Origin of the sequence: Hyunsoonleella pacifica (genome assembly GCF_004310335.1) — a bacterium.
GTDB lineage: Bacteria > Bacteroidota > Bacteroidia > Flavobacteriales > Flavobacteriaceae > Jejuia > Jejuia pacifica.
On sequence record NZ_SIRS01000006.1, the window covers coordinates 237,826 to 260,165 of the forward strand.

A 22,340-nucleotide genomic window follows, 5' to 3' on the forward strand; every position below is an offset into this window, starting at 1 on the left:
AAGTGAAACATTTTATTTTCTTCATTACCTTATTAATTCTACCTATTGGTTTATTGGCCCAAGACGAGGTTATAAAAACTAAGTTTATTGAAAGTGGTGTCATTCATGAAAGTGTAGATGCTAACTCTTCTGTAGTTATTCATTTCAAAAGGAACCAGAAATGTATAGTTTTAGAATATTCAGGACAAAATACATATAAGGTTAAATATGATGAACTTTTAGGCTATGTAGGAGATGAATTTTTGGATATTACAGAAAGTATGATGGATTTGTTCTACGATTATGAAGAGCAGGAAATGCAAAAGTTAATCGCAGAGGAAGAAAATAGACAGCAGAAAATTCGAGATATAGTAGAACAAAAAGAGAAAAGGATAAAAGATTCTATTGCCAAAATAGCTGAGGCAAAACGTATAAAAGAATTAGAGCTTCAGCGTCTGGCAGCAATAAAAGAAAAGAAGAGGTTAGACTCTATAGCGAGGGTTGAGGAAGAACTTAAACGTATAGAAAGAGAAAAGGAAGTAGCAAGACAACGAGTAGCAGCATTAAAAGAACAGCGTCGATTGGATTCCATAGCTAGAGTTGAGGCAGAGGCGAAAAAACAATTAGAACGACAAAGAGAGCTAGAGCGTCAACGTTTGGCAGTAATAAAAGAAAAGAAGAGGTTAGACTCTATAGTGAGGGTTGAGGAAGAACTTAAAAGTATAGAAAGAGAAAGAGAACAAGCAAGACGACGAGCAGCAGCTTTAAAAGAACAGCGTCGCTTAGATTCTATTGCAAGAGTAGAATCAGAAGCTAAAAAGCAATTAGAGCGAGAAAGAGAACTTGAGCGTCAACGTTCAGCAGCACTAAAAGAAAAGAGAAGATTAGATTCAATAGCTCAGGTAAAAGAGTTAGAAAAGCAAAAATTAGCAAGGGAATTAGAATTAGCAAGAAAGCAATTAGAAGATTTAAAGAAAAAACAATTAAGAGATTCTATTGCACAAATTGAAGCCCTTAAAAAACAGAAGTTAACAGATGCTACATCTCAAGTAGGAACGCTTTCAGAGGATGATAAAAATAAACAAGAATTAGAGCAAAAGCAAAGAGAAGCTAAGGAGCGATTAAAGTTTAGAGACTCTTGTCATTATCAAGTTAATGAATATGATAGGTTCTACAACATAAGAACTATAAGGACTGAAGCATACACTATTGCAGAACATTTAACGGTTGAACTTTATAAGCAAGGTTTAAAAACAAATGTATTTTTTAATTTGTCTAAATATAATTTAGGATGCGCAAGTTATTTACCTAACCAGCGTTCTAGTGTTAAGATTACTCTTGATAATGGTCAAGTAGTTTCATTTTACCACTCTTGGGATATAGAATGCGGAAGCTTTTTGTTCAAGGCTAACCTTAATAAAACCAAAATATCAAGTTTGTTAAAATATCCAATTAAATCTATTCTTCTTAAAGGCACTACAGATTCTTTAGAAATAACAAGAATAGAGTATAGAGAGTTTTTTATGGATAAGTTAAAATGTATTGAATAACTAACTAATTATCGACTAGTCCTAAAAAACCTCAACGAATTTGTTGAGGTTTTTTTATTATCTAGTTTATAGATTATAATCCTTCAATTTGATTAAAATCACTTTTGTTTCTATAAATTTTCCTAACTAATTTGTAATACTGTACTTGATGTGGAATCCAGTCTTGTATATTGAATTCCTGTCTGTGCAGTACTGATAATTCAGTGTTTCAAAATATATTTTTATTCATTGATAAAAACTATGGATTAGAAATTCATAGAGGTTTACTTATTTTCAAAAAACCAAGTTCAGTTCCACATAGTTAATCCAAAATTGTAGGGACTCCAACTTCTGATAAAGCGTTCTCAATTTTAGGAACATCCATATCAATAAATTGTGTAAGCTTAGGTTTTATTTTATTAAAAAGAATTTTAGCCATTTCTAAACTTTTCATGTGTGTTTTTGTAGGGCCGTAAGTAGTACCAAAACCACGTCCGGCAACAGATAGTCTTGATGAAATAGACTGTACATCTTTTTCTTTTATTTCTTTTTTTGCTGCATTACCATAAAGTAGCTGTTTAAGTGCACTCATTTCTTGTTTTAAAACACTTATTTTATGTTCAATTTTACCTGGATTTGTTTTAGCAAAAACTAAAGCTTTATCGTAAGCTTCAAGTTTTTTTGTAGCTCTTGTAAACTGACTTAATTTAGATTCAAATAATGTTTTGAAAGATTTATAGTCCTGTGCGTACGCGTCTATTTTATTTTTTAAAGGATTATCCAAAACATTTTCTCTAATTCTAACCACTTCAAAGGTTTGAGGTTTTGATAAAGGATTAACACTACCATTTATTTTTGAAAACATTGATACAGAGTATGTGCCTTCATCAGCAAACAAGTCGTAATAATTTTGCGAAGAACTTTTAGGAATTTTATTTAAATATAATGAGGAACTTTTAGGGATTTTTAAATTCCAAGCCACTCTGTTAAATCCTTTTTTGTAAGGGGCATTAATTCTGGTTATAAAATTATCTTTATTATCATGTATAACCAAAATAATAGAAGCTCCTTCCTCATTATTTTCTTTATCTAGAGTATCCCAACCAGGAAACGGAATATTTTGGTTGTTTTTCTTTAACTGTTTTTCTAATTTCTGGCGTTTAGATTTTAAACTTTTAAATCCGTCAGGTAAATAATAGGTAAAAACAGCACCATATTCAGGGTTTTTTGCCATAAAAAACGAAGCGCCTTGACTAGATGTACCACCGTTAATAGGCTTATATTGTAAAGCTTTTTTGGGTTTAAATAGAGTTGCAGAAGTGGAATTTACATCCCAATTTCTTAAGGCGCTATAATCATCTAAAACATAAAATCCACGACCAAAAGATGCAGCAACTAAGTCGTTTTCTCTTTTTTGAATTGCCAAATCTCTAAAGGGTATCGTTGGTAAACCTTCGCTAAATTTAATCCATTTATCGCCTTGGTTAAACGTTACATAAATACCATATTCGGTTGCCAAAAACATCAAATTTGGATTTATATGGTCTTGTACTATTCGCCAGATAAGAGTGTTGTTAGGAATACCATTTGTAATAGGTTTCCAGGTTTTACCACCATTGGTACTTTTTAATAGGTAAGGTTTATAATCTCCAAATTTGTGATTGTCAAGTGCCAAATAAGCTATATTCACATCATGTAAATCAGCCTTAATATCATTTACAAAAGCAGTAGAAGGTACGTTGGGTAAATTGCCTACCATTAATTTGGTCCATGAGTCGCCTCCATTTTTTGTATATTGAATAATTCCATCATCTGTTCCTGCATACAACACATTTTCATCTATAGGAGATTCTGCCAAAGACGTAATAGTGTTATAGGTTGACATGGCATAAACATCCCAAGCAGCATCCCAACTTTGTTGTTTGCCCATAATGGGTAGTGATAAACGCTCTTCGTTTTTAGTTAAATCTTTAGAAATAGGAGTCCAACTATCGCCTCTATCATTAGATCTCCATACACGTTGTGTACCAAAATACAAACGTTTAGAGTTATGATGGCTTACCAAAATAGGAGAGTCCCAATTATTGCGTTCATAGGGTTCATCAATGCCTTCCTGAGGTCTTATAAAAACAGCTTCACCAGTAGTTCTATCTACCCTATTTAAATATCCCTGTTGCGATTGCGCATATACAATATTAGGGTTTCCGGGTTCTGTTGCTGGTTGGTGCCCATCACCACCCAAAAGTACAAACCAATCAGCATTAGAAATTCCATTGGTTTTAAATGTTCTGGAAGGTCCTCCTTGAGAGTTGTTATCCTGAGTGCCACCGTAGATGTTATAAAAAGGTTCGGCATCATCAACAGCTAATTTATAAAATTGGGTAAGTGGTAAATTATTTATGTATTTCCAAGTTTTAGAACCGTCAAAAGATTCGTAGATGCCTCCATCAGTTCCAATCAACATATAGTTGGGGTCGTTAGGTTTAAAAGTTAGAGCATGATTATCAGAGTGCTTATCCTTTTCATTCATAATATAAAATGTCTTTCCGCCATCTTCAGAAACTTGCGCTCTAACATCCATTAAATAGAGCTTATCAAAAATATGAGGAGATGCTATAAGTTCTTGGTAGTAATGAGGACCAGTACCATCAGAAACAGTACTGGACATTTTTGTCCAACTCGCCCCTTGATTATCCGATCTGTAAATTGCTCCAGTACGTCTTTGTAATTCAATGGCAGCATAAATTACATCAGGGTTAATAGGAGAAATAGCTAACCCAATTTTACCCATATCCCCTTTAGGTAATCCGGTTTTTAGCTTACTCCAAGACTCTCCACCATCTGTACTTTTGTAAATAGCGGTTCCAGGACCACCGCCCATGTAAGCCGCTACATTTCTATGGCGTTGCCAAGTAGCAGCATAAAGTATTTTTTCATTTCTTGGATCTATTACTATATCTGTTACACCCGTCCATTCGTTGTCGCTTAAAACCAATTTCCAAGTATTACCACCATCAGTAGTTTTATATAAACCACGTTCGCCTCCAGAACTCCATAATGGTCCTTGGGAAGCAACCCAAACTTCATTAGGGTTTTTAGGGTTAACTATAATTTTAGAGATGTGTTCAGACTTTTTTAAGCCTTTATCTATCCAAGTTTTCCCACCATCATAACTCACATAAATACCATGACCAATACCAATATGTCGTCCCCCAACATTTTCTCCAGTGCCAAGCCAAATAGTATTCGGGTTATTAGGATCTAGTGTTAAGCAACCTGTAGAATAAAAAGGTTGATTGTCTGTTAAAGGTATCCAAGTTGTACCAGCATTTTCAGTTTTCCAAACCCCACCAGAACCAACAGCAACATACCAAATATTTTGGTTATGAGGATGAATTACAATATCCGCAATTCGTCCAGACATAAAAGCGGGACCAATACTTCTAAATTTTAAACCTGTTACAATAGAATCCTTTTCAGTGCCAGTGTTCTTCTGTGCGTTGAGGTTAAGGTTAAAGAGTAAAAACAGTATAAGAATTGAGGTAAAAATGGTTTTTGAGCTAGTCATAATAGTTTTTTTCAAATTTAACCATTGCGATTTCAGATGTGTTAAATTTTAATAAAAAAATAACATTTTGGAAATAAAAAAACCTGCTATAGTATAAAACTGTTAGCAGGTTTTTGTGGAGTCGGAGAGAATCGAACTCTCGTCCAAACAAGTAACCAAAGAGCTTTCTACACGTTTAGTCTATTCTTGGGTTTTCGATTGTAAACTGGTTAAAGACAACCTATTTACAACTTAGCTTTTAAATCTCGAAGGCGCATCAAAGCGCTACACCATCTTAGTTAATATTTACGATGCCTCTAAAAAGAACGCCATTAACCAAGGCTTTCTGGAGACATTTAGCTTGCACACCTTGTGTGCCGGGGCTTGAACTTACTATAATTCAGTTATTAAGCAGCTAAAGCGTAGTTATTCTCGCCGTTTAAAATTTGGTCTAGCCTTTTACGTGTTTCAATGCCATTACACGACGTGCTTACCGTTCAATTAATCTCGCTGTCAAAACCAGTCGACCCCGTGTTAATTTTAGTAAGAGCGTTACCCACAAGGGGTCGAGCTATCCACTATATCTTTTGCGAAAAGCAAAAGGATGTCGCTTCTATCCCTAACGCAGAGGGCAAATTTAGAAAAATCTTTGTTAATCATGCCAAATCCAATTAATTTAGAGCAAAAATTATTCCAATAGTTTTAGTTGGCAGTATACGGTTCAACAAATCAACAATTAAACGCATCCACATGAAGTTTGCCATCATAAAAGAACGTAAAAATCCACCAGACCGTCGGGTTGTATTCTCACCCGCTAAATTGATTGAAGCCAAAACAAAGTTTCCAAAAGCAGAATTTGTAGTAGAGTCATCAGATATTCGCGTATTTTCAGATGAAGCTTATGCTAATAAAGGTTTTGAGGTAACTGAAGATGTGACGGACTGCGACGTAATGATAGGTGTAAAAGAAGTGCCAATTAAGGCTTTGATACCCAATAAAACATACTTTTTCTTTTCGCATACCATAAAAAAACAGCCTTATAACAGAAAGTTATTACAGGCGATACTTGAGAAAAATATTGAGCTATACGACCATGAAACCATTGTAAACGACAAAGGATTTCGCCTCATAGGGTTTGGAAGATACGCAGGAATTGTTGGAGCCTACAACGGATTTAGAGCTTGGGGTTTAAAGTATGATGCTTGGAATTTGCCAAAAGCAGGACCGTTGCCAAATCAAGCTGCTTTAATTGAAGAATTAAAGAGAATTGAACTGCCTAACATCAAAATATTACTAACTGGCAGCGGAAAAGTATCGAATGGTGCCCAAGAAATGCTAGATGCTATGCATGTCAAATTAGTTTCTGTTGATGACTATTTGAGTCAGGATTTTAACGAACCAGTATATTGTAAAATAGATGTCTTAGATTACAATAAAAGATTGGATGGTACAGAAGTAACCGATGTTTTTGATTTTTTCAATCATCCCGAAAAGTATGAATCCAACTTCATGCGTTTTGCAAAAGTAACAGATTATTACATTGCAGGTCATTTTTACGGCGATAGTGCACCTTATCTTTATACAAGAGAAGATGTGAAATCTCTAGATTTTAATATAAAAGTAGTAGCAGATATAAGTTGCGATGTTGATGGGCCTGTAGCAACAACACTAAGGGCTTCAACCATTGCAGACCCTATTTATGGATACGACCCAGAAACCGAAACAGAAATAGATTTTAAGGATGACAGAGCAATTACTGTGATGGCAGTGGATAATTTGCCTTGCGAGCTTCCTCAAGATGCTAGTGAGGGGTTTGGTGAGATGTTTCTAGAACATGTAATTCCGGCGTTTTTTAATAACGATAAAGACGGCATACTTACCCGTGCAAAAATTACTGAAAATGGTAAATTGACTAACCGTTTTAGTTATTTACAGGATTATGTGGATGGTGTAGAGTAGAGTGTATAGTATCAATCTAAATTATCTTGTAATTCATTATGAAATGCTAAAATTACCCCAACACTTTTTTGATCTATGCGTTGACAGTGTACTGTTGCATTCTCAAGATTGGTCATCATTTTATTAAAAGCACCATTCTCAAAGATGTCACCACTCCCTTTTTCAAAACTGCCACCAGCTATAATAACTTCTTTTAGCTCATCTACGGTGTCAATGTTTGGGAGTTTAACAAAATTGATATGGTCTAGTTTAGCTAAATCCTCATTCAAATTATCAAATAAGTCGTTAATTCTATGTTTAAAACTGTTAATAACGGCATGTGTTACTTCTTCGTTATTTTGCAATCTATTTAATTCAGAGTATATAGTACTCTTGGTTTGAATGCAATTTCTGTAGATGTTAGATAATAGGGTATGCTGCTTATACAAATTAATAAGCGTATCAGTCTTGGACGCTTTTTTAGCTAAAGCATAGTGAAGAGTGCAAAATGATGAGTCCCAGTCCTTAAAACTCTCGTTAAATAATTTTTCACGTTCTGTAATAAGCAAGTTATAACCTTCTTGTAAATTTTTCTTTTTAAAGGTTTTATTGTGAAAAGAAAATGAAGTTTCCTTTGTGGTACCTTGAGAAATATTACTTGCTTTAGTCATTAGCGCTTCAATATCTCTAACAGGTTGCATTAAGTCTTTTAGTTTTGTTTTTAATTGTTTTAAATACGTTGTAGAAGTTTCAATTAAAATTGATTTTTCTTTTAGTTCTTGTTCTTCAGGAATTTGTAAATATCTATTTTCAAAGGTGTTGTCGTAATCTTCAAGAAGTGTTTTACCTTGGTTTTCTGTAGCTATAAAGGTGTCAAAAGTGTCAGCTTCAGAAAACACCATATCTTTTTTATTAAAATAGACATCATATATTAATTTTGTCATTTCCTTTTGTAGATGTTCTTGTTTGTCAAATAATAGCCACGGTGTTCTTTCGTCTATCTCGCACTTTATAAAAGGTGTTTTGGCATTGTCTTGTCGCTTATCGTTAGGAGGATGGCTAGCATACATGTTTACTTTAGAATGTTCTGAACTTGAAAAAAAAGTTTTCCCACCTCTAGAATCTGTTGGTAAATTATTAAGTAATGTTTCTTGCTGAGGCAGATTTTTTTCAATTGCCAAAGCATTATGGTTGTATAAGTTTTCAGTATATAATTTTTTCTGCGAAGCCAAATAAGCATGATTCATAGTGTCATTCCAATGTGTGTAACCGCTCTCTAATTTCCAAAGGGCAGAAATAATTGAGTCGCTACCTGAAGTGCTTATGGCTACTTTATCAGCATTAAATTCCATTTCTCTTGAGAGAGATGAATGCATAATATTTAAAAACTGATAGAACAAATTAAGAATTTGGCGAATAATCCAAATAATAGGAGTAATAGCCCAAGCTGCTGCTGATAATCTAATATCTGATGCTCTCCATTGGTCTAATAAATCATCCCATTTGTCTCTAGAGAAAATCATATCATGAATTATGGTGTTAGCAGAAATTATGTAGCTACCAATTTTCATACTACGTTGCGCAAAATGACCAAACTCATGCGCCACAACTGCTTTAAATTCAGAAAAATTTAAACAATCCACAAGTCCCATACCAATGGTAAGTTCCTTTCTTACAGGTAAAAAAAGACTTAGCCACATATTGGAGTAAGCAACATAAGCATTTACATCAGGGTCAACATAGATGTTTTTAGGTTTTGGTGCACCTGTTTCTTCACAAATTTTATTTACAAATTCCCATAGTTTTGGGTAGTCTTGTTTCTTAAGTTTAATTCGATTATTAGGTTTGTTGTTTTTTAATTTAAAGATAAACTTCAACGTAAAAACAAAGAGCATCATAGAACCAGCAATTGCACCAATTTTCATTAGGATTGTAAGTTTGTTTACACGTCCCATATCATATATGATGGCATAGTATACCAAATACCCTAATGCTGTAACTAGAGCTGCGTATAAAATGAAAAATAAAAGTATGGCTAAAACAGCTAAAAAAGCTCTTAGCTGATAAGACGAAGGTAATGATGTGATATTTTTAGGCACATCTGTGGGGCTCTTAGGGTAAAGAACTTCTGCCATAACTTGGTTTTTGTGAATTCAACCGTGAATATAGGAGTTTTCTTTATCTGTAGTATTAAAATGAATTACTATTCGATGTAAGGTTTAATTACATCTGTGTTTTTAAAGGGCTTTTACTGTTAATTTCAATTAGATTAGGTTTGTAATTAACTTTACTTAAAATTGATTCGAGCAGAGGAAGCATATTATTCAAGTTTTTTGTTTTGATTAAAAAATTCCACAGCGGTTCAAATTTTTTCCAACCACCAGAGTATAACAAATGTTTTAATTTGTGTTTGTGTGACTCGTGATTGAAACTGGCTTCGAAAATATTTGACCACTTGTAGAATTCTTTGTAAGCCCAATTATACCCTTCTTTTAGTTGGGTTGCAGATAAATTTGTGGTTTTGTAAACAACGTTACGGGTATCATATAAATCCCAGTTTTTAGTAATAATTCTATTTTGTTGTTCCATATCCTTAAACAGTTTTGTTCCCGGGTAAGGTGTTAAAACATGATATGTTGATGTGGTAATGGCGTTTTGTACACCCCAATCCACAGTGCGTTTAAAGACATCTTTATCGTCATCATCTAAACCAAAAACAAAACTGCCATTAACCATGATGCCTAAAGAATGTAACCGCTTAACTGCGGCTTCATAATCCTTTTTTAAATTTTGTTTTTTATTACTTTGTTTTAGGTTTTGTGGAGAAAATGTTTCAAAACCAACAAATACACTACGTAAACCTGCTTCGGCGGCTTTTTCTATAAGATTACCTCTTAAAATAGCATCCACTGTTGATGCACCTTGGAATACGCGGTTCATGCCTTTCATACCCTCAAATAATTCACTTGCGAATTTTGCATTTCCTAGTAAATGATCATCTAGAAAGTACAAGTGTTTCCCTGGTAGCCTATCAATTTCAGCCAGTGCATCATCAACCAATTGAGTGTAGAATGATTTTCCACCTTGAAAAAATGCATCTTTATAACAGAAACTACAATGGTGTGGGCATCCTCGCGTAACTACAATAGAGTTTGGAACAAGGTACTTGTATCGTTTTATTAAATCTCTTCTAATTGGAGGTAACTTGGTTAATGTCCTTATTGAGGAACTATAAACTTTTTTAGGTACTTTATTTTTGAAATCTTTCAAGAATTGAGGAAACGTTTCTTCTCCTGGTCCTAAAAATATAGAGTCGGCATGTTTTGAAGCTTCTTTTGGTAATGAAGTAACATGTAACCCACCTAGGATTACATAACAGCCTTTTGCTCTGTATAGATCTGCTATTTGATAAGATCTGTAAGCATTTGTAATGTAAACCTGTATGATGACCAAATCTGGTTGGTCGTCAAGATTTAGTTTTTCAACATGCTGGTCCTGTAAATCAATATCATCATCTGGACCTAAAAAAGCAGCTAACGTGGCTAGCCCCAAAGGAGGGAAGAGCGAATATTTTATTGGTCTCCAAAAAGGACTTTCGGCTTCTGCTAAGGCTGGTAAAATGAGTTTTACTTTCATGATATATTTATTTTTTTAGCATCAGTTTCATTTTATACGCACAGTCAAGACAAACTATATCTTCATTGTCTATTTTTAACTTTGTTCCTAAATAGTCTGAGGTTTCACTTTTAAATTGTAGTGTTACTATGTCATTTTTTATACTGTATGTGCCAAAAGTTTCTTGTTCACAACTAGCGTCATAGGTATAGCAAAAGAATTTACCACTATTATATAATTTCAATTTTAAGCAGGTAAAAAAGCCATTTTCTGGTTTTTCAATAATGGTTTGATTATTAATGCCGTAAAGAGTAGTTAATAATATGCCTTTTAAAGAAAAACTTAGAAGAATAACTAGAAAGGTAACCCTAATGGCTTTTAATCGAAATCTTTTCCATGAATCTTTTTCATAAAATATCCAAGAATTTATAATGAATAATAAACAAGCTATGTAAAAAATTCCCCAAATAATTATATAATAACCTTGGCCAGCATCACACACTTCGTCATTTCCTGGAATTTTACTCCAAAGTAATACTACAGCAATACTTCCTAATATTAAAACTACGAGTGCCTGAGTAATAATTCTTAATTCTCTCATATCAATTCGAACTTTTAATATTGTTAAACATCCAAAAACCTAAATTCAAAAAAGCTCCGAAAACTAAAATGAATAACCATAGCTCTAAGTTTTGTGATGGATACAATAGAATTTGAAATATATCTTCAAATAAGTCCAAAGGGTTTTGAATAACCTCCCAAGAGTTGTAGCGTAAAAATCTCCCTAGGTAAACACCAAAAGCTGAAAGAAAAACAATAAAAGGAGTGAAAAAGGAAAGTATTTGCTTTTTTACATGTAATTTGAGTATTTCTTTCATCTCTATAAATGAGAAATAGAAAAGTAATAGTCCTGAGAGTGCAAATGATAAGACCGTTAAAATATCTAACCAGATAAGTTTTGGTGTACTTAATCTTAAATGGATTAAATCTGTTACAAGATAAGGCGCATTAGGTAAAAAAAGCAGCCAAACCCCAAACCAAAACCCTAACCACAATTTATTAAGTTTGGGGAGGCTGACTAAATATGTGGTTATAGCATAAGGAATGACTGCTAAAAATAAATTCCAAACCAAAAACAGGTAAAAGAAAGAGTGTGTGAGTTTCATTCTAATCATTAAAATAATAATGCTAAATAGCATTGCAACCGTTAGCATTGCTACAATTTTAAATTGTTTAAATAGGAGGTGTTTTATATTATCCATTTGATATGAATTTTAAATCAACTAGTAAGATTGTCAATACACCTAATGCATAAGCAACCAAGTCGGTAAACTGAAACGTACTTCCTAAGATTAATTTTGCGCTATAGTTGTCTGCCATATCCAGTAGGCTAAGTATATTTAGTAATTGGAGCAACTCGATACATAGGGCAAAAAGTAATACAGCTATTGCTAGAATTTTAGAATCTATTTTAAAGAAACTTTTAAAGAAGCAATAGATTAAAATAACCACTAGAAAGTCGCCAACAGTATGGCGAATGAATCCTGTTTTTAGGAATATGGCGATTAGGGCTTCTGCTAGGAAAAATGCTAATGTGAAGATTAGATATGTTTTGCTGAATTTAAATGTCATAGTGATTTAATTAAAATATAGAAGTATAATACAGCTACAGGTATGTTTAATATTACGATTCCAATAGTTTTAACAATTTTTATTTTACACCCTTTTGGACTTAATAATGAAAATGTTAGAGCTAGAAATGAAATAGTGTTTACAATCGTGGCTATAAATATGAATACTAATCCTGGACCTATTAATAAGTCTGATGGTGAATTATACAATTGTAAAGCGAATAGTATAGTTCCGATTAAAAAGCTGATAATGGCAATGGATTTGCTTGTTGTTATTAAACTTTTCATAGGTGTCTTTTGCGTTAGCGATTGAACGGTGTGTTTGAGCTCCTCGCAGAGAGCGAGTAGTGAAAGCGCGGCCCCCGCTTTTTGGGAGCGGGGGAAACGCCCTCATAAAAAACACTAACCAATAAAATTATCCGTTGTTCCAATCTATTTTTCGAGATACAAACATGACGATGGCAAGAATGAGGAATAAGCCAATACTGCCAACCAATAATGCATAATTTTCAAGTTGTATAATTACATAGATAAAGGCATATAATGCGCTTAACGATGTCCCAATAAATAGTGGAAACTTAAATGTTTTTAAAATAGATTTTGAGTAAAGTGTGATGAGTACTATTACCGAAATTCCAGCAATTAAATATGCTCTAAGAAAATTACTGTGCTCTGATATGGACACCAAAAGTGTGTAAAACATGGTAAGTGCCAACCCTACCATAAGATACTGAAATGGATGAATGTTTATTTTACTTAAAGTTTGAATTAGAAAGAACACAAGAAAAGTTAACCCTATGACTAAAAAACCATATTTTGCAGACCGCTCACTTTTTTGATATTCGTCTACCATTACCATGAACTTGGTACCAAATGCAAATTGACTTAAATTAGGAATGTTTTTTAAATGTTGTTGTGAAAAAGCGCGATTAATATGTAATACTTTCCAATCTGCTTTAAATCCTTCTTTTGAGATTTTTTTGGTTTCATCATTAGGAAGATAATTACCCATAAAACTTGGGTCTGCCCAATTAGATGTCATTTGCATCGTAGTTGTTTTACCTATGGGTACTAATTCTATTTTTCTACTCCCATTGAATTTTATTGAGAATGTAAAATTTGTGTTTTGTGTTTTAAATACATTTTCGTCTTTAATAAAAGCTGATTCTAAAATATCAAGATTGCTCTTGTTGTTTTGATTAAAATTAGTCTCGAAATTATAAGCCTTATCCTTTAATGTGATTTGTACTTCACTTTTAATGCCTTTAAGGTTTGATGTTTTTATAATGATTGAGGCTTTGTTCCAAATAATATCTTCAGCCTTTATTCCTTTTGCTGATAAATCCACAGGGATATAATGTCCAGAGAAATCCATTTGTGTTGTAAACACAGCAGATTCAAAGTTGCCTCGTTTTAGTGTTTTTGAATTTACATCAACCACAGAGTTTAGATTTTCAGGAAATATATAGGCGTTTTTTATATGGGTTTGGGTTTCCTTTAAATAGGTTTTTGTTTTTTCGTTGAATGTTTTTGTCTCAGTGTAAGTTTTGTAAGGAATTTTTAAAATTGGTCCGTATACCAAAACGTTATTGCCCCATTTTCCGTTTATTTCATTAACCACATCTTGTTGTCGATATGCACGTTCATTAATTAAACTATTAATGTATGAGAGTGGTACTAATAAAATAACGACTAGAAATCCAACCATAAGCATACGTGCTGTTATGGAGGTTTTAAGCCAATGTCCGAATTTGTTGTGTTGTGGTGTGTGTTTTTGATCTTCCATTATTGTTTGTTTAAAGTACTTTGAAATTCAAAGTATATTGGTAAAAAAATTTATTTCTGTTTATTTATGATAGCTTCAAGAGCATCAATATGTTTTTTAAATGCAGCTCTTCCTAGCTTGGTTGTAGAGTAACGGGTATTAGGTTTTCTACCAATAAATTGCTTTTCTACTTTTATATATTCTGCTTTTTCTAAAGCTTTGGTATGACTTGCTAAATTACCATCCGTAGCTCCTAAAAGTTCTTTCAACATATTAAAATCAGCATACTCGTTTACCATAAGAATAGACATGATGCCTAGTCTTATACGGTGGTCGAATAGTTTATTTATGTTGTTAATGATGCTCACTCTATTAATTCAAGGTTTCTAGATTAAAGTTACTGAATATACTGCGACTGTAAACTGTTTACTATTTTAAGTCATACTTAAAATGCATCCAAGTGCCATAGATAATATGCATAAAGCCAAAACCTATTACCCATAGCCAGAATCCATAACCAGGTTTCCAAGCACCAATTAGACCTAAAAAAATTTGAATATACCCTAAATATTGAATATCGCCGATACTATATTTTGAAGCATTTATTAAAGCCAGACCATAAAAAATTAGCATTAAACCTCCAGATTGTCCATATTTACCTTGACTTAAGATGATTAAAATATATAAACCGCCAGCTACCAAAGGAATTAAAAAATTAAAAACTAAACGACGAGAAGTACTATCCCAAATACTAGCACCATCTTTTTTTGCCTTTCTGGTTGTTAGGAGAATACCTGTGCCAATACTTAACAAAGCTACTATGGCTAAAGTAAAAAGACAGTACTGGTAAACCCATCCGTCAAGAATTAAATAGCCATTGCTGTAAGTTGTAACCAACCAATAAGCAATAGTAGCACCCATTAAAGCATAAATGCCAGCAAGAATTCCAGATAAACCACTCAACGAAATAAATCGAGAGGATTTATGCATCATATTTTTAATCTCACTAATGTCTTTTAGATAATCTTTTGATTCCATATAAAAGTACTTTGAAATACAAAGTAAATAAAATAAATTGAAAATCGACACATAAATTTTTATTAATTTTATAATTATTAAAATTTACTAATGCATCCAGCTGAAGAATATATCCTTAACCAACCTGAACCGTATCGGTCTATTTTAATGCATGTACAAGTTATAATTGAACATACGATTCCTAATGTTGAGCTAAAGTACAAATGGCGTATTCCCTGTTATTACATGGGGGAGACACCTGTATGCTATTTAAACGCCAGCCATAAAAAACAATTTGTAGATATTGGGTTTTGGCATTCAGCATATTTATCTAAATTCGATGCATACCTTGTTAGTGAGAATCGTAAAGTTGTAAAGTCTTTACGATATCGATCAATAGAAGAAATAGATGATGCTGTTTTCATCGCTATTCTGGAAGAAGCTAAAAAACAAAAAGGGAAATCGTTTTACAATAAGTAAATTTTACAGCGACTACTTCTGTAGTTTAATTATGGGAACCATCACAATATGGCGGATTTTTAGTTTGTTTACAAGTACATAAATAGGCTGTTTTATCTTCATTTACAGAAAACACCATAGATGGTGTTGCTTTTGCTGCTCTATGAGATCCGTTACAAAATGGTTGCTCATCGCTATGCCTACATGTACACCAAGCATAGTTTTTATTAGCTTCTAATTCGCATTGTATCGGTGCGTCTCCACCTCGTTTATTATTTTCCATAGTTTTTAGTAATTAATTCTCACTAAAATACTATTATTTTAAGCTATTTACGGTTTTTCTAATAGAAACCAAATTAGTTAATAATGATTCTAAATTATCTAAATGCAGCATGTTAGCTCCATCACTTTTAGCATTGGCAGGGTCAAAATGGGTTTCAATAAATAAGCCGTCTACATTATTTACAACACCAGCTCTGGCAATAGTTTCTATCATTTCAGGTCGTCCTCCAGTTACACCTGCAGATTGATTTGGTTGTTGTAGAGAATGTGTTACATCCAAAACAGTAGGAGCATAAGCTCGCATTGTTGGGATGCCTCTAAAATCCACAATCATATCTTGGTAGCCAAACATCGTACCTCTATCTGTAATCCAAGCTTGATTGTTACCAGCATCTTTAACTTTTTGCACGGCATGTTTCATGGCTTCTGGGCTCATAAACTGTCCTTTCTTTAAATTTACCACCTTACCTGTTTCAGCAGCAGCCACTACCAAATCTGTTTGTCTCACCAAAAATGCAGGAATTTGTAAAACATCCACATATTCAGCAGCTTTATCAGCATCAGAAACCTCATGGATATCTGTAACAGTGGGTACATCAAAAGTAGTTGATACTTTCTGTAGAATTTCTAAAGCTTTTTCGTCTCCAATACCTGTAAAACTATCAATTCTACTACGGTTTGCCTTTTTAAAACTCCCTTTAAATATATAAGGGATATTTAGCTTATCTGTTATTGAAATTACTTTTTCGGCAATTCTTAAAGCCATATTCTCGCCTTCAATGGCGCATGGACCACATAATAAAAAGAAGTTATTAGAATTGGTGTGTTTTAATTTTGGAATATCGTTTAGTGCCATTTACGTTTTATTAAAGCTACAAAGGTAATTAAATTAAGAGCTATTTTTATGTTGTAATTGAGTCCAAAGTCTGAGTGTAAACCAAACCATTAAGCAAACTTTTAATTGCAATAAAGTTTTAACTATCTGATAAATACATGTACATTTGCAGGCTTAAAACAAAAGTTGTTATGTCAAACATAAAGAATATTGCTATAATCGCTCACGTAGACCATGGAAAAACTACATTGGTTGATAAAATTATGTACCATTGTCAATTATTTCGTGAGAATGAAAATACAGGCGATTTAATATTGGATAACAATGATTTGGAACGAGAAAGAGGTATCACTATTACGTCCAAAAACGTTTCAGTTATCTACAAAGGCACAAAAATTAATATCATAGATACACCGGGTCACGCCGATTTTGGAGGAGAAGTAGAGCGTGTTTTAAATATGGCAGATGGTGTATTGTTGTTGGTGGATGCTTTTGAAGGCCCTATGCCTCAAACCCGTTTTGTACTTCAAAAAGCTATCGATTTAGGACTGAAACCTTGTGTTGTAGTAAACAAGGTAGATAAAGAAAATTGTACACCTGATGAGGTGCATGAGAAAGTGTTTGATTTAATGTTTGAATTAGGTGCTGAGGAATGGCAATTAGATTTTCCAACAGTATATGGTTCTGCAAAGAACAATTGGATGAGTGATGATTGGCAAAATGAAACTGAGAATATCGAACCTTTATTAGATATGGTTATTGAGCATATTCCTTCTCCAAAAATAGAAGAGGGAACAACACAAATGTTGATTACCTCTTTAGATTTTTCTTCGTTTACAGGAAGAATAGCAATAGGACGTTTAACTAGGGGCGAATTAAAAGTAAATCAAAATATTTCTTTAGTAAAGCGTGATGGTAAGATTGTAAAATCTAGAATAAAAGAACTACATACGTTTGAAGGCTTAGGACGCAAAAAAGTAGATGAGGTAAAAGCAGGCGATATTTGTGCTATTGTAGGTTTAGAAGGCTTTGAAATAGGAGATACTGTTGCTGATTTTGAAAATCCTGAAGGGTTGAAAACCATTGCTATAGACGAACCTACAATGAGTATGTTGTTTACCATTAATGATTCTCCATTCTTTGGGAAAGATGGTAAATACGTTACATCTAGACATATAAAAGAGCGTTTAACAAAAGAGTTAGAAAAAAACTTAGCATTACGAGTAGAGGACACAAACAGTGCCGATAAATTTATGGTGTTTGGTAGAGGTGTATTGCATTTATCGGTTTTAATTGAAACCATGCGTCGTGAGGGATACGAGTTGCAAATTGGTCAACCTCAGGTGATTATAAAAGAAGTTGATGGCGTTAAATGTGAGCCAGTTGAAGAAATGACTATAGATTTACCAGAACACGTTTCAGGTAAAGCTATTGAAATGGTAACCATGCGTAAAGGAGAAATGCTAAGTATGGAAGCTAAAGGCGATAGAATGGTTTGCGAATTTATAATTCCATCTAGAGGTATTATAGGTTTAAGAAATCAGTTATTAACCGCTACGGCAGGAGAAGCCATTATGGCACATCGCTTTAAAGAGTATCAACCTGTTAAAGGAGGTATTCCTGAGCGTCAAAATGGATCTTTAGTATCTATGGAAAACGGTACAGCCATTCCATATTCAATTGATAAATTACAAGAACGTGGTAAGTTTTTTATCGATCCAGGAGAAGATATCTATGAAGGACAGGTAATTGGGGAAAATTCCAGAGGGGATGATATGACGGTAAATGTTACTAAAACTAAAAAACTTAGTAATGTACGTTCAGCAGGAGCCGATGATAAGGCTAAAATTGTACCAGCAATTAAGTTCTCTTTAGAAGAAGCTTTGGAATATATTCAAAAGGACGAATATGTAGAGGTAACACCTAACCACTTAAGGTTACGAAAAATATTCCTCACTGAAGTAGAGCGTAAGCGTAACAAAACTATATAGTAATGTTTTTAGGGATTGACATTGTAGATTGGTTAGGATATGCTGCAATGACTACAGTATTAATGTCTTTTCTCTTGAAATCTATTATAAAGTTAAGGCTTGTAAATGCATTAGGCTGTTTGTTATTTATATTATATGGAGTTTATTTACAACCTATTTCAAAACCAATTATAATTACTAATACAGCAATTTTGATTATAAATTTGTATTATGTCTTAAAAAGCAAAAGAATTTCTGTATAATAGGCAATAATTCTCTTATGATTCGTTTTGTATATTTGAGGACTTTATGACTATAAAGCACAGAGGTTTTTCAGTTATCGCTACTACAAATCATTTCTTTTGAAAAAGTTAATTAATTATATTAATAGTAAGGTATTAGTGAAAGCTGGCCCATTGAAAACGGCTGCGGTGTTTACTCGTATTATTGCAGGTTTACTTACTTCAAAAGCTATTGCTGTAATTATTGGAGCAGAAGGTTTAGCTCTTGTAGGTAATCTAAGAAATTTTGTGGCCTCAGCCCAAACATTTGCTACTTTGGGGTTTTACAAAGGAGTGGTAAAGTATGTAAATGATTTTAAAGAGGATTTAGTGCAACTTAGCAAAACACTATCAACAGTGTATTATGTTGGTTTTGTTACTACTATACTGGTTTCATTTTTCTGTTACTTTCAAGCAGAAACTATTAATGATCTTATTTTTCCAACATATAATAACTATGAATATATCATAAAAATATTTGCAATTGTATTGCCTTTTTATGCCTTAAATATGTTTTCGTTTTCAATTATGAATGGATTTTCAAAATATAAAATCCTAATCATAATAAATATAATAGGGCAAATTTTAAGCTTATGTGTTGCACTTTTATTAATATATCAAAACAAATTAGATGGGGCATTAATATCTGTTGCCATATCAGAATCCCTTATATTCTTAATAACACTAGTTGGAATAATTAATAGAAAAAGTTTATTGCCTTTAATTAGTGTTGAACGTATAAGTTTTACCTATTTTAAAAAATTGAGTTCTTACTCTGGGATGGCACTATTTTCGGCTATTATCTTACCATTAGTTATTTTAGCAATTCGTTCTCATATTATAGATACTATAGGTTATAAAGATGCAGGTTTCTGGGAAGCAATGCTTAGAATTTCTAAATACTATCTAATGATGGTAAGTTCATTATTGGGCTTATATATCATTCCAAGATTTTCTGAAATAAATGATATAAGAGAATTTAAAAAGGAAGTATTTTCCTTATATAAAACTATTATACCCTATTTCGCAGGTGGGTTGTTGTTAATATATTTATTACGCCCATTTATAATTACATTGGTGTTTACTGAAGAGTTTCAACCTGTTGAGGGTTTGTTTTTATGGCAACTTTTAGGCGATTTTGTTAAAGTATTATCGATGATAATTGCTTATCAGTTTTTGGCAAAAAAAATGTTTTGGCATTACATTATTACTGAAGCTTTTTTGGTTATTATTTTATATACCACAAGTATTTACTTTATTAAGATTTATGGTGTTAAAGGGGCTACAATAGCACATTTTGTAAGCTACTTAATGTATTATGGCGTAATTTTATTAATCTTTGGAAGCTCCCTTTTTGGAGTTGAATCTGATAAGAAATAGTCCTTAATTGAAATATTTAGGATTAACTTAAGTATTATGGATAATTTTAAAATTGTTAGGTACTCTGAACAATATCTTGAAGTATGGAATGAATTTGTTATAAATTCTAAAAATGCTACTTTTCTTTTTCAAAGAGAGTTTATTGAATATCACAATAACAGATTTCAAGATTTTTCCTTAATGCTTTACAATGGAAAAAAACTAGCAGCTCTATTCCCAGCTAATAAGGAAATAAATACTGTGTATTCTCATAAAGGTTTAAGTTATGGTGGCTTGGTATTACCAAATAATTTACCTTTTAAATCTGTTCTTCAAGTATTTTTGGAGTTACTGAAATTCTTATTGGAGCATAATGTACAAAAATTAGTAATAAAACAGATTCCTAAAATTTACAATAAAAAAAATGCTGATGAATTAGACTATTTGGCATTTATTTTAAGAGCAAAAGTATTTCGTAAAGATGTTTCAATGGTTCTTTCTAACGATCTTAAACAAAACTATTCTGAATTAAGAAAAAGAGAGATAAAAAAAGCTGAAAACTCAGATTTGAAATTGGTTGCAAACGATGATTTTTCAGCATTTTGGAATTTTGTTCTAACACCTAATTTGAAAGCGAAATTTGGTGTAGATCCTGTACATTCATTATCAGAAATAAACTATTTAAAGGAAAAGTTTCCTAGTAATATAATACAGTATAGTATTTATAGTAAAGAAGAAATACTTGCTGGTTGTACGGTTTTTGAGTCTGAAAATGTTGCGCATTTACAATATATTTCAACTAAAAAGAATAATAAAAAAGGAGCCTTATCATTTCTTATTCATAAGTTAGTATCAGATATCTATAAAAATAAGAAGTACTTTGATTTTGGGATTTCCAATGAAAATCAAGGAAAAAATATAAATTTAGGGCTATTAAATTGGAAACAAAGCTTTGGGGCTTCTGCTTTGGTTCACGATTTTTATGAAATCGAAACGACTAATTATAAGCTTTTGGATAACATTTTTATATGATTAAGTTTTTAGATTTAAATTTAGTTAATGAGGTCTATGAAACGGACTTTAAAAAATCATTTAAAGATTTTTTAAAGTCTGGGCATTATATTTTAGGAAACCAGGTTTCTGAATTTGAAAATGAGTTTGCATCATTTTGTGGTACAGAGTATTGTATAGGGGTTAGTAGTGGGCTTGATGCACTACAATTAATTTTTGAAGCATATAAAGTAATAGGAAGATTATCTGTAGGAGACGAAGTTCTCGTACCTGCCAATACATATATAGCATCTGTTTTAGCGATTAGTAATGCTGGCTTAAAACCAGTTTTAATAGAGCCTTGTTTAAAAACTTACAATATAGATTCTTCAGAAATAGAAGCAAATATCAATGCTAAAACAAAAGCCATTTTAGGAGTTCATTTATATGGGCAGTTGTATAATGTTAGTGAACTAGAGCATATTTCTAAGAAATACAATTTGTTGCTAATAGAAGATGCGGCACAGGCTCATGGCGCTACATATACAGATGGTCGTGTAGCAGGGAATTTATCAGCTGTAGCAGCATTTAGTTTTTATCCAACTAAAAATTTAGGAGCGCTTGGAGATGCGGGAGCAGTTACAACAAATGATAAGCAATTAGCCGAGGTAATTTTTAAGCTAAGAAATTATGGAAGGATAAGTACTTATAAAAACGAACTACAGGGCTATAATTGTAGATTAGATGAACTTCAAGCTACTTTTTTGAGAATAAAACTCAAGAAGTTAAGGCTTGATAATAAAGAGAGGCAAAAACTGGCACAACTTTATATAAATAACATAGATAATAATGATGTAGTATTACCGTTTTTTAATGATATAAATCAACATGTATTCCATCTTTTCGTGATAAGAAGTGAAAAAAGAGATTTACTCAAAGCGTATTTGCTTAAAAATAATGTTCAAACATTAATTCACTATCCTTTACCAATTCACAAACAGCCCGCCTATAAGCAATGGACAAATTTCCGTTTTCCATATACTGAAAAGATTCACGATGAAGTACTTAGTCTTCCACTGTATCCTCGTTTAAGTGTAGAAAGTCTTCACAAGGTTTGTGCCCTAATTAATTCTTTTTAATTGA

At 32.6% G+C, this 22,340-nt stretch carries 19 protein-coding genes and 1 other RNA gene; 8 read left to right on the top strand and 12 right to left on the bottom strand.

Annotated elements, in window-relative coordinates:
- Positions 1-2: 2 nt before the first annotated feature.
- Positions 3-1,529 (top strand): coiled-coil domain-containing protein, encoded by a 1,527-nt coding sequence (locus EYD46_RS15550; protein ID WP_130938087.1) that lies wholly within the window; start codon positions 3-5, stop codon positions 1,527-1,529.
- A 301-nt stretch (positions 1,530-1,830) separates the two neighbouring features.
- Here EYD46_RS15550 and EYD46_RS15555 read toward each other — a convergent pair whose 3' ends face one another.
- Both EYD46_RS15555 and ssrA read right to left on the bottom strand, forming a co-directional pair.
- Positions 1,831-5,076 carry a WD40/YVTN/BNR-like repeat-containing protein gene (locus tag EYD46_RS15555; RefSeq protein WP_130938088.1) on the bottom strand — a complete coding sequence of 1,082 codons (3,246 nt, stop codon included), beginning with the start codon at positions 5,074-5,076 and terminating at the stop codon, positions 1,831-1,833.
- 113 nt (positions 5,077-5,189) lie between these two features.
- Positions 5,190-5,586: a transfer-messenger RNA gene (gene ssrA, locus EYD46_RS15560) on the bottom strand.
- Between the two features lie 219 nt (positions 5,587-5,805).
- Here ssrA and EYD46_RS15565 point away from each other — a divergent pair.
- Positions 5,806-7,014: an NAD(P)-dependent oxidoreductase gene (locus EYD46_RS15565; RefSeq protein ID WP_130938089.1), complete on the top strand. Its 1,209-nt coding sequence runs from the start codon at positions 5,806-5,808 to the stop codon at positions 7,012-7,014.
- An 11-nt stretch (positions 7,015-7,025) separates the two neighbouring features.
- On the opposite strand, the gene EYD46_RS15570 is transcribed toward EYD46_RS15565, so the two are convergent.
- The 8 genes from EYD46_RS15570 to EYD46_RS15605 all read right to left on the bottom strand — a co-directional run bounded on the left by EYD46_RS15570 (position 7,026) and on the right by EYD46_RS15605 (position 15,042).
- On the bottom strand, positions 7,026-9,128 hold the full coding sequence (locus EYD46_RS15570) for a M48 family metallopeptidase (RefSeq protein WP_130938090.1): 2,103 nt from the start codon (positions 9,126-9,128) through the stop codon (positions 7,026-7,028).
- Between the two features lie 88 nt (positions 9,129-9,216).
- The gene (locus EYD46_RS15575; protein ID WP_130938091.1) at positions 9,217-10,629 is read right to left on the bottom strand and encodes a B12-binding domain-containing radical SAM protein; all 1,413 of its coding nucleotides are present in this window, start codon (positions 10,627-10,629) and stop codon (positions 9,217-9,219) included.
- Between the two features lie 7 nt (positions 10,630-10,636).
- Entirely contained in the window at positions 10,637-11,209 is a 573-nt protein-coding gene (locus EYD46_RS15580; RefSeq protein ID WP_130938092.1) for a hypothetical protein, read from the bottom strand.
- Position 11,210: 1 nt separating this feature from the next.
- A complete protein-coding gene (locus EYD46_RS15585) occupies positions 11,211-11,870 on the bottom strand; it encodes a DUF1361 domain-containing protein (protein ID WP_130938093.1) in 660 nt (219 codons plus the stop codon).
- Positions 11,863-12,240 carry a ribosomal maturation YjgA family protein gene (locus EYD46_RS15590; protein ID WP_130938094.1) on the bottom strand — a complete coding sequence of 126 codons (378 nt, stop codon included), beginning with the start codon at positions 12,238-12,240 and terminating at the stop codon, positions 11,863-11,865. Before EYD46_RS15590 ends, EYD46_RS15585 begins: the two co-directional genes overlap by 8 nt.
- Before the next feature lie 414 nt (positions 12,241-12,654).
- A complete protein-coding gene (creD, locus tag EYD46_RS15595) occupies positions 12,655-14,025 on the bottom strand; it encodes a cell envelope integrity protein CreD (protein WP_130938095.1) in 1,371 nt (456 codons plus the stop codon).
- A gap of 50 nt (positions 14,026-14,075) precedes the next feature.
- A complete protein-coding gene (locus tag EYD46_RS15600) occupies positions 14,076-14,372 on the bottom strand; it encodes a winged helix-turn-helix domain-containing protein (protein WP_130938096.1) in 297 nt (98 codons plus the stop codon).
- A gap of 61 nt (positions 14,373-14,433) precedes the next feature.
- A complete protein-coding gene (locus EYD46_RS15605; RefSeq protein WP_130938097.1) occupies positions 14,434-15,042 on the bottom strand; it encodes a hypothetical protein in 609 nt (202 codons plus the stop codon).
- A 90-nt stretch (positions 15,043-15,132) separates the two neighbouring features.
- Between EYD46_RS15605 and EYD46_RS15610 the strand changes: the two genes are divergently transcribed.
- Positions 15,133-15,501, top strand: a complete 369-nt coding sequence (locus EYD46_RS15610) for a DUF1801 domain-containing protein (RefSeq protein ID WP_130938098.1) — start codon at positions 15,133-15,135, stop codon at positions 15,499-15,501.
- 25 nt (positions 15,502-15,526) lie between these two features.
- Here the strand turns inward: EYD46_RS15610 and EYD46_RS15615 are convergent, their stop codons facing one another.
- On the bottom strand, positions 15,527-15,763 hold the full coding sequence (locus tag EYD46_RS15615) for a CDGSH iron-sulfur domain-containing protein (protein WP_130938099.1): 237 nt from the start codon (positions 15,761-15,763) through the stop codon (positions 15,527-15,529).
- Positions 15,764-15,796: 33 nt separating this feature from the next.
- Positions 15,797-16,618 carry a 3-deoxy-8-phosphooctulonate synthase gene (gene kdsA, locus EYD46_RS15620; protein ID WP_130938100.1) on the bottom strand — a complete coding sequence of 274 codons (822 nt, stop codon included), beginning with the start codon at positions 16,616-16,618 and terminating at the stop codon, positions 15,797-15,799.
- A 170-nt stretch (positions 16,619-16,788) separates the two neighbouring features.
- Between kdsA and typA the strand changes: the two genes are divergently transcribed.
- The 5 genes from typA (at position 16,789) to EYD46_RS15645 (ending at position 22,336) form a co-directional block, all read left to right on the top strand.
- Entirely contained in the window at positions 16,789-18,588 is a 1,800-nt protein-coding gene (gene typA / locus EYD46_RS15625) for a translational GTPase TypA (protein ID WP_130938101.1), read from the top strand.
- A gap of 2 nt (positions 18,589-18,590) precedes the next feature.
- Positions 18,591-18,830 (top strand): uroporphyrinogen decarboxylase, encoded by a 240-nt coding sequence (locus EYD46_RS15630; protein ID WP_130938102.1) that lies wholly within the window; start codon positions 18,591-18,593, stop codon positions 18,828-18,830.
- A gap of 99 nt (positions 18,831-18,929) precedes the next feature.
- Positions 18,930-20,228, top strand: a complete 1,299-nt coding sequence (locus EYD46_RS15635) for an O-antigen translocase (RefSeq protein ID WP_130938103.1) — start codon at positions 18,930-18,932, stop codon at positions 20,226-20,228.
- A gap of 36 nt (positions 20,229-20,264) precedes the next feature.
- Positions 20,265-21,239 carry a GNAT family N-acetyltransferase gene (locus EYD46_RS15640; RefSeq protein ID WP_130938104.1) on the top strand — a complete coding sequence of 325 codons (975 nt, stop codon included), beginning with the start codon at positions 20,265-20,267 and terminating at the stop codon, positions 21,237-21,239.
- Positions 21,236-22,336, top strand: a complete 1,101-nt coding sequence (locus EYD46_RS15645) for a DegT/DnrJ/EryC1/StrS family aminotransferase (protein ID WP_130938105.1) — start codon at positions 21,236-21,238, stop codon at positions 22,334-22,336. Before EYD46_RS15640 ends, EYD46_RS15645 begins: the two co-directional genes overlap by 4 nt.
- Positions 22,337-22,340: the final 4 nt, after the last annotated feature.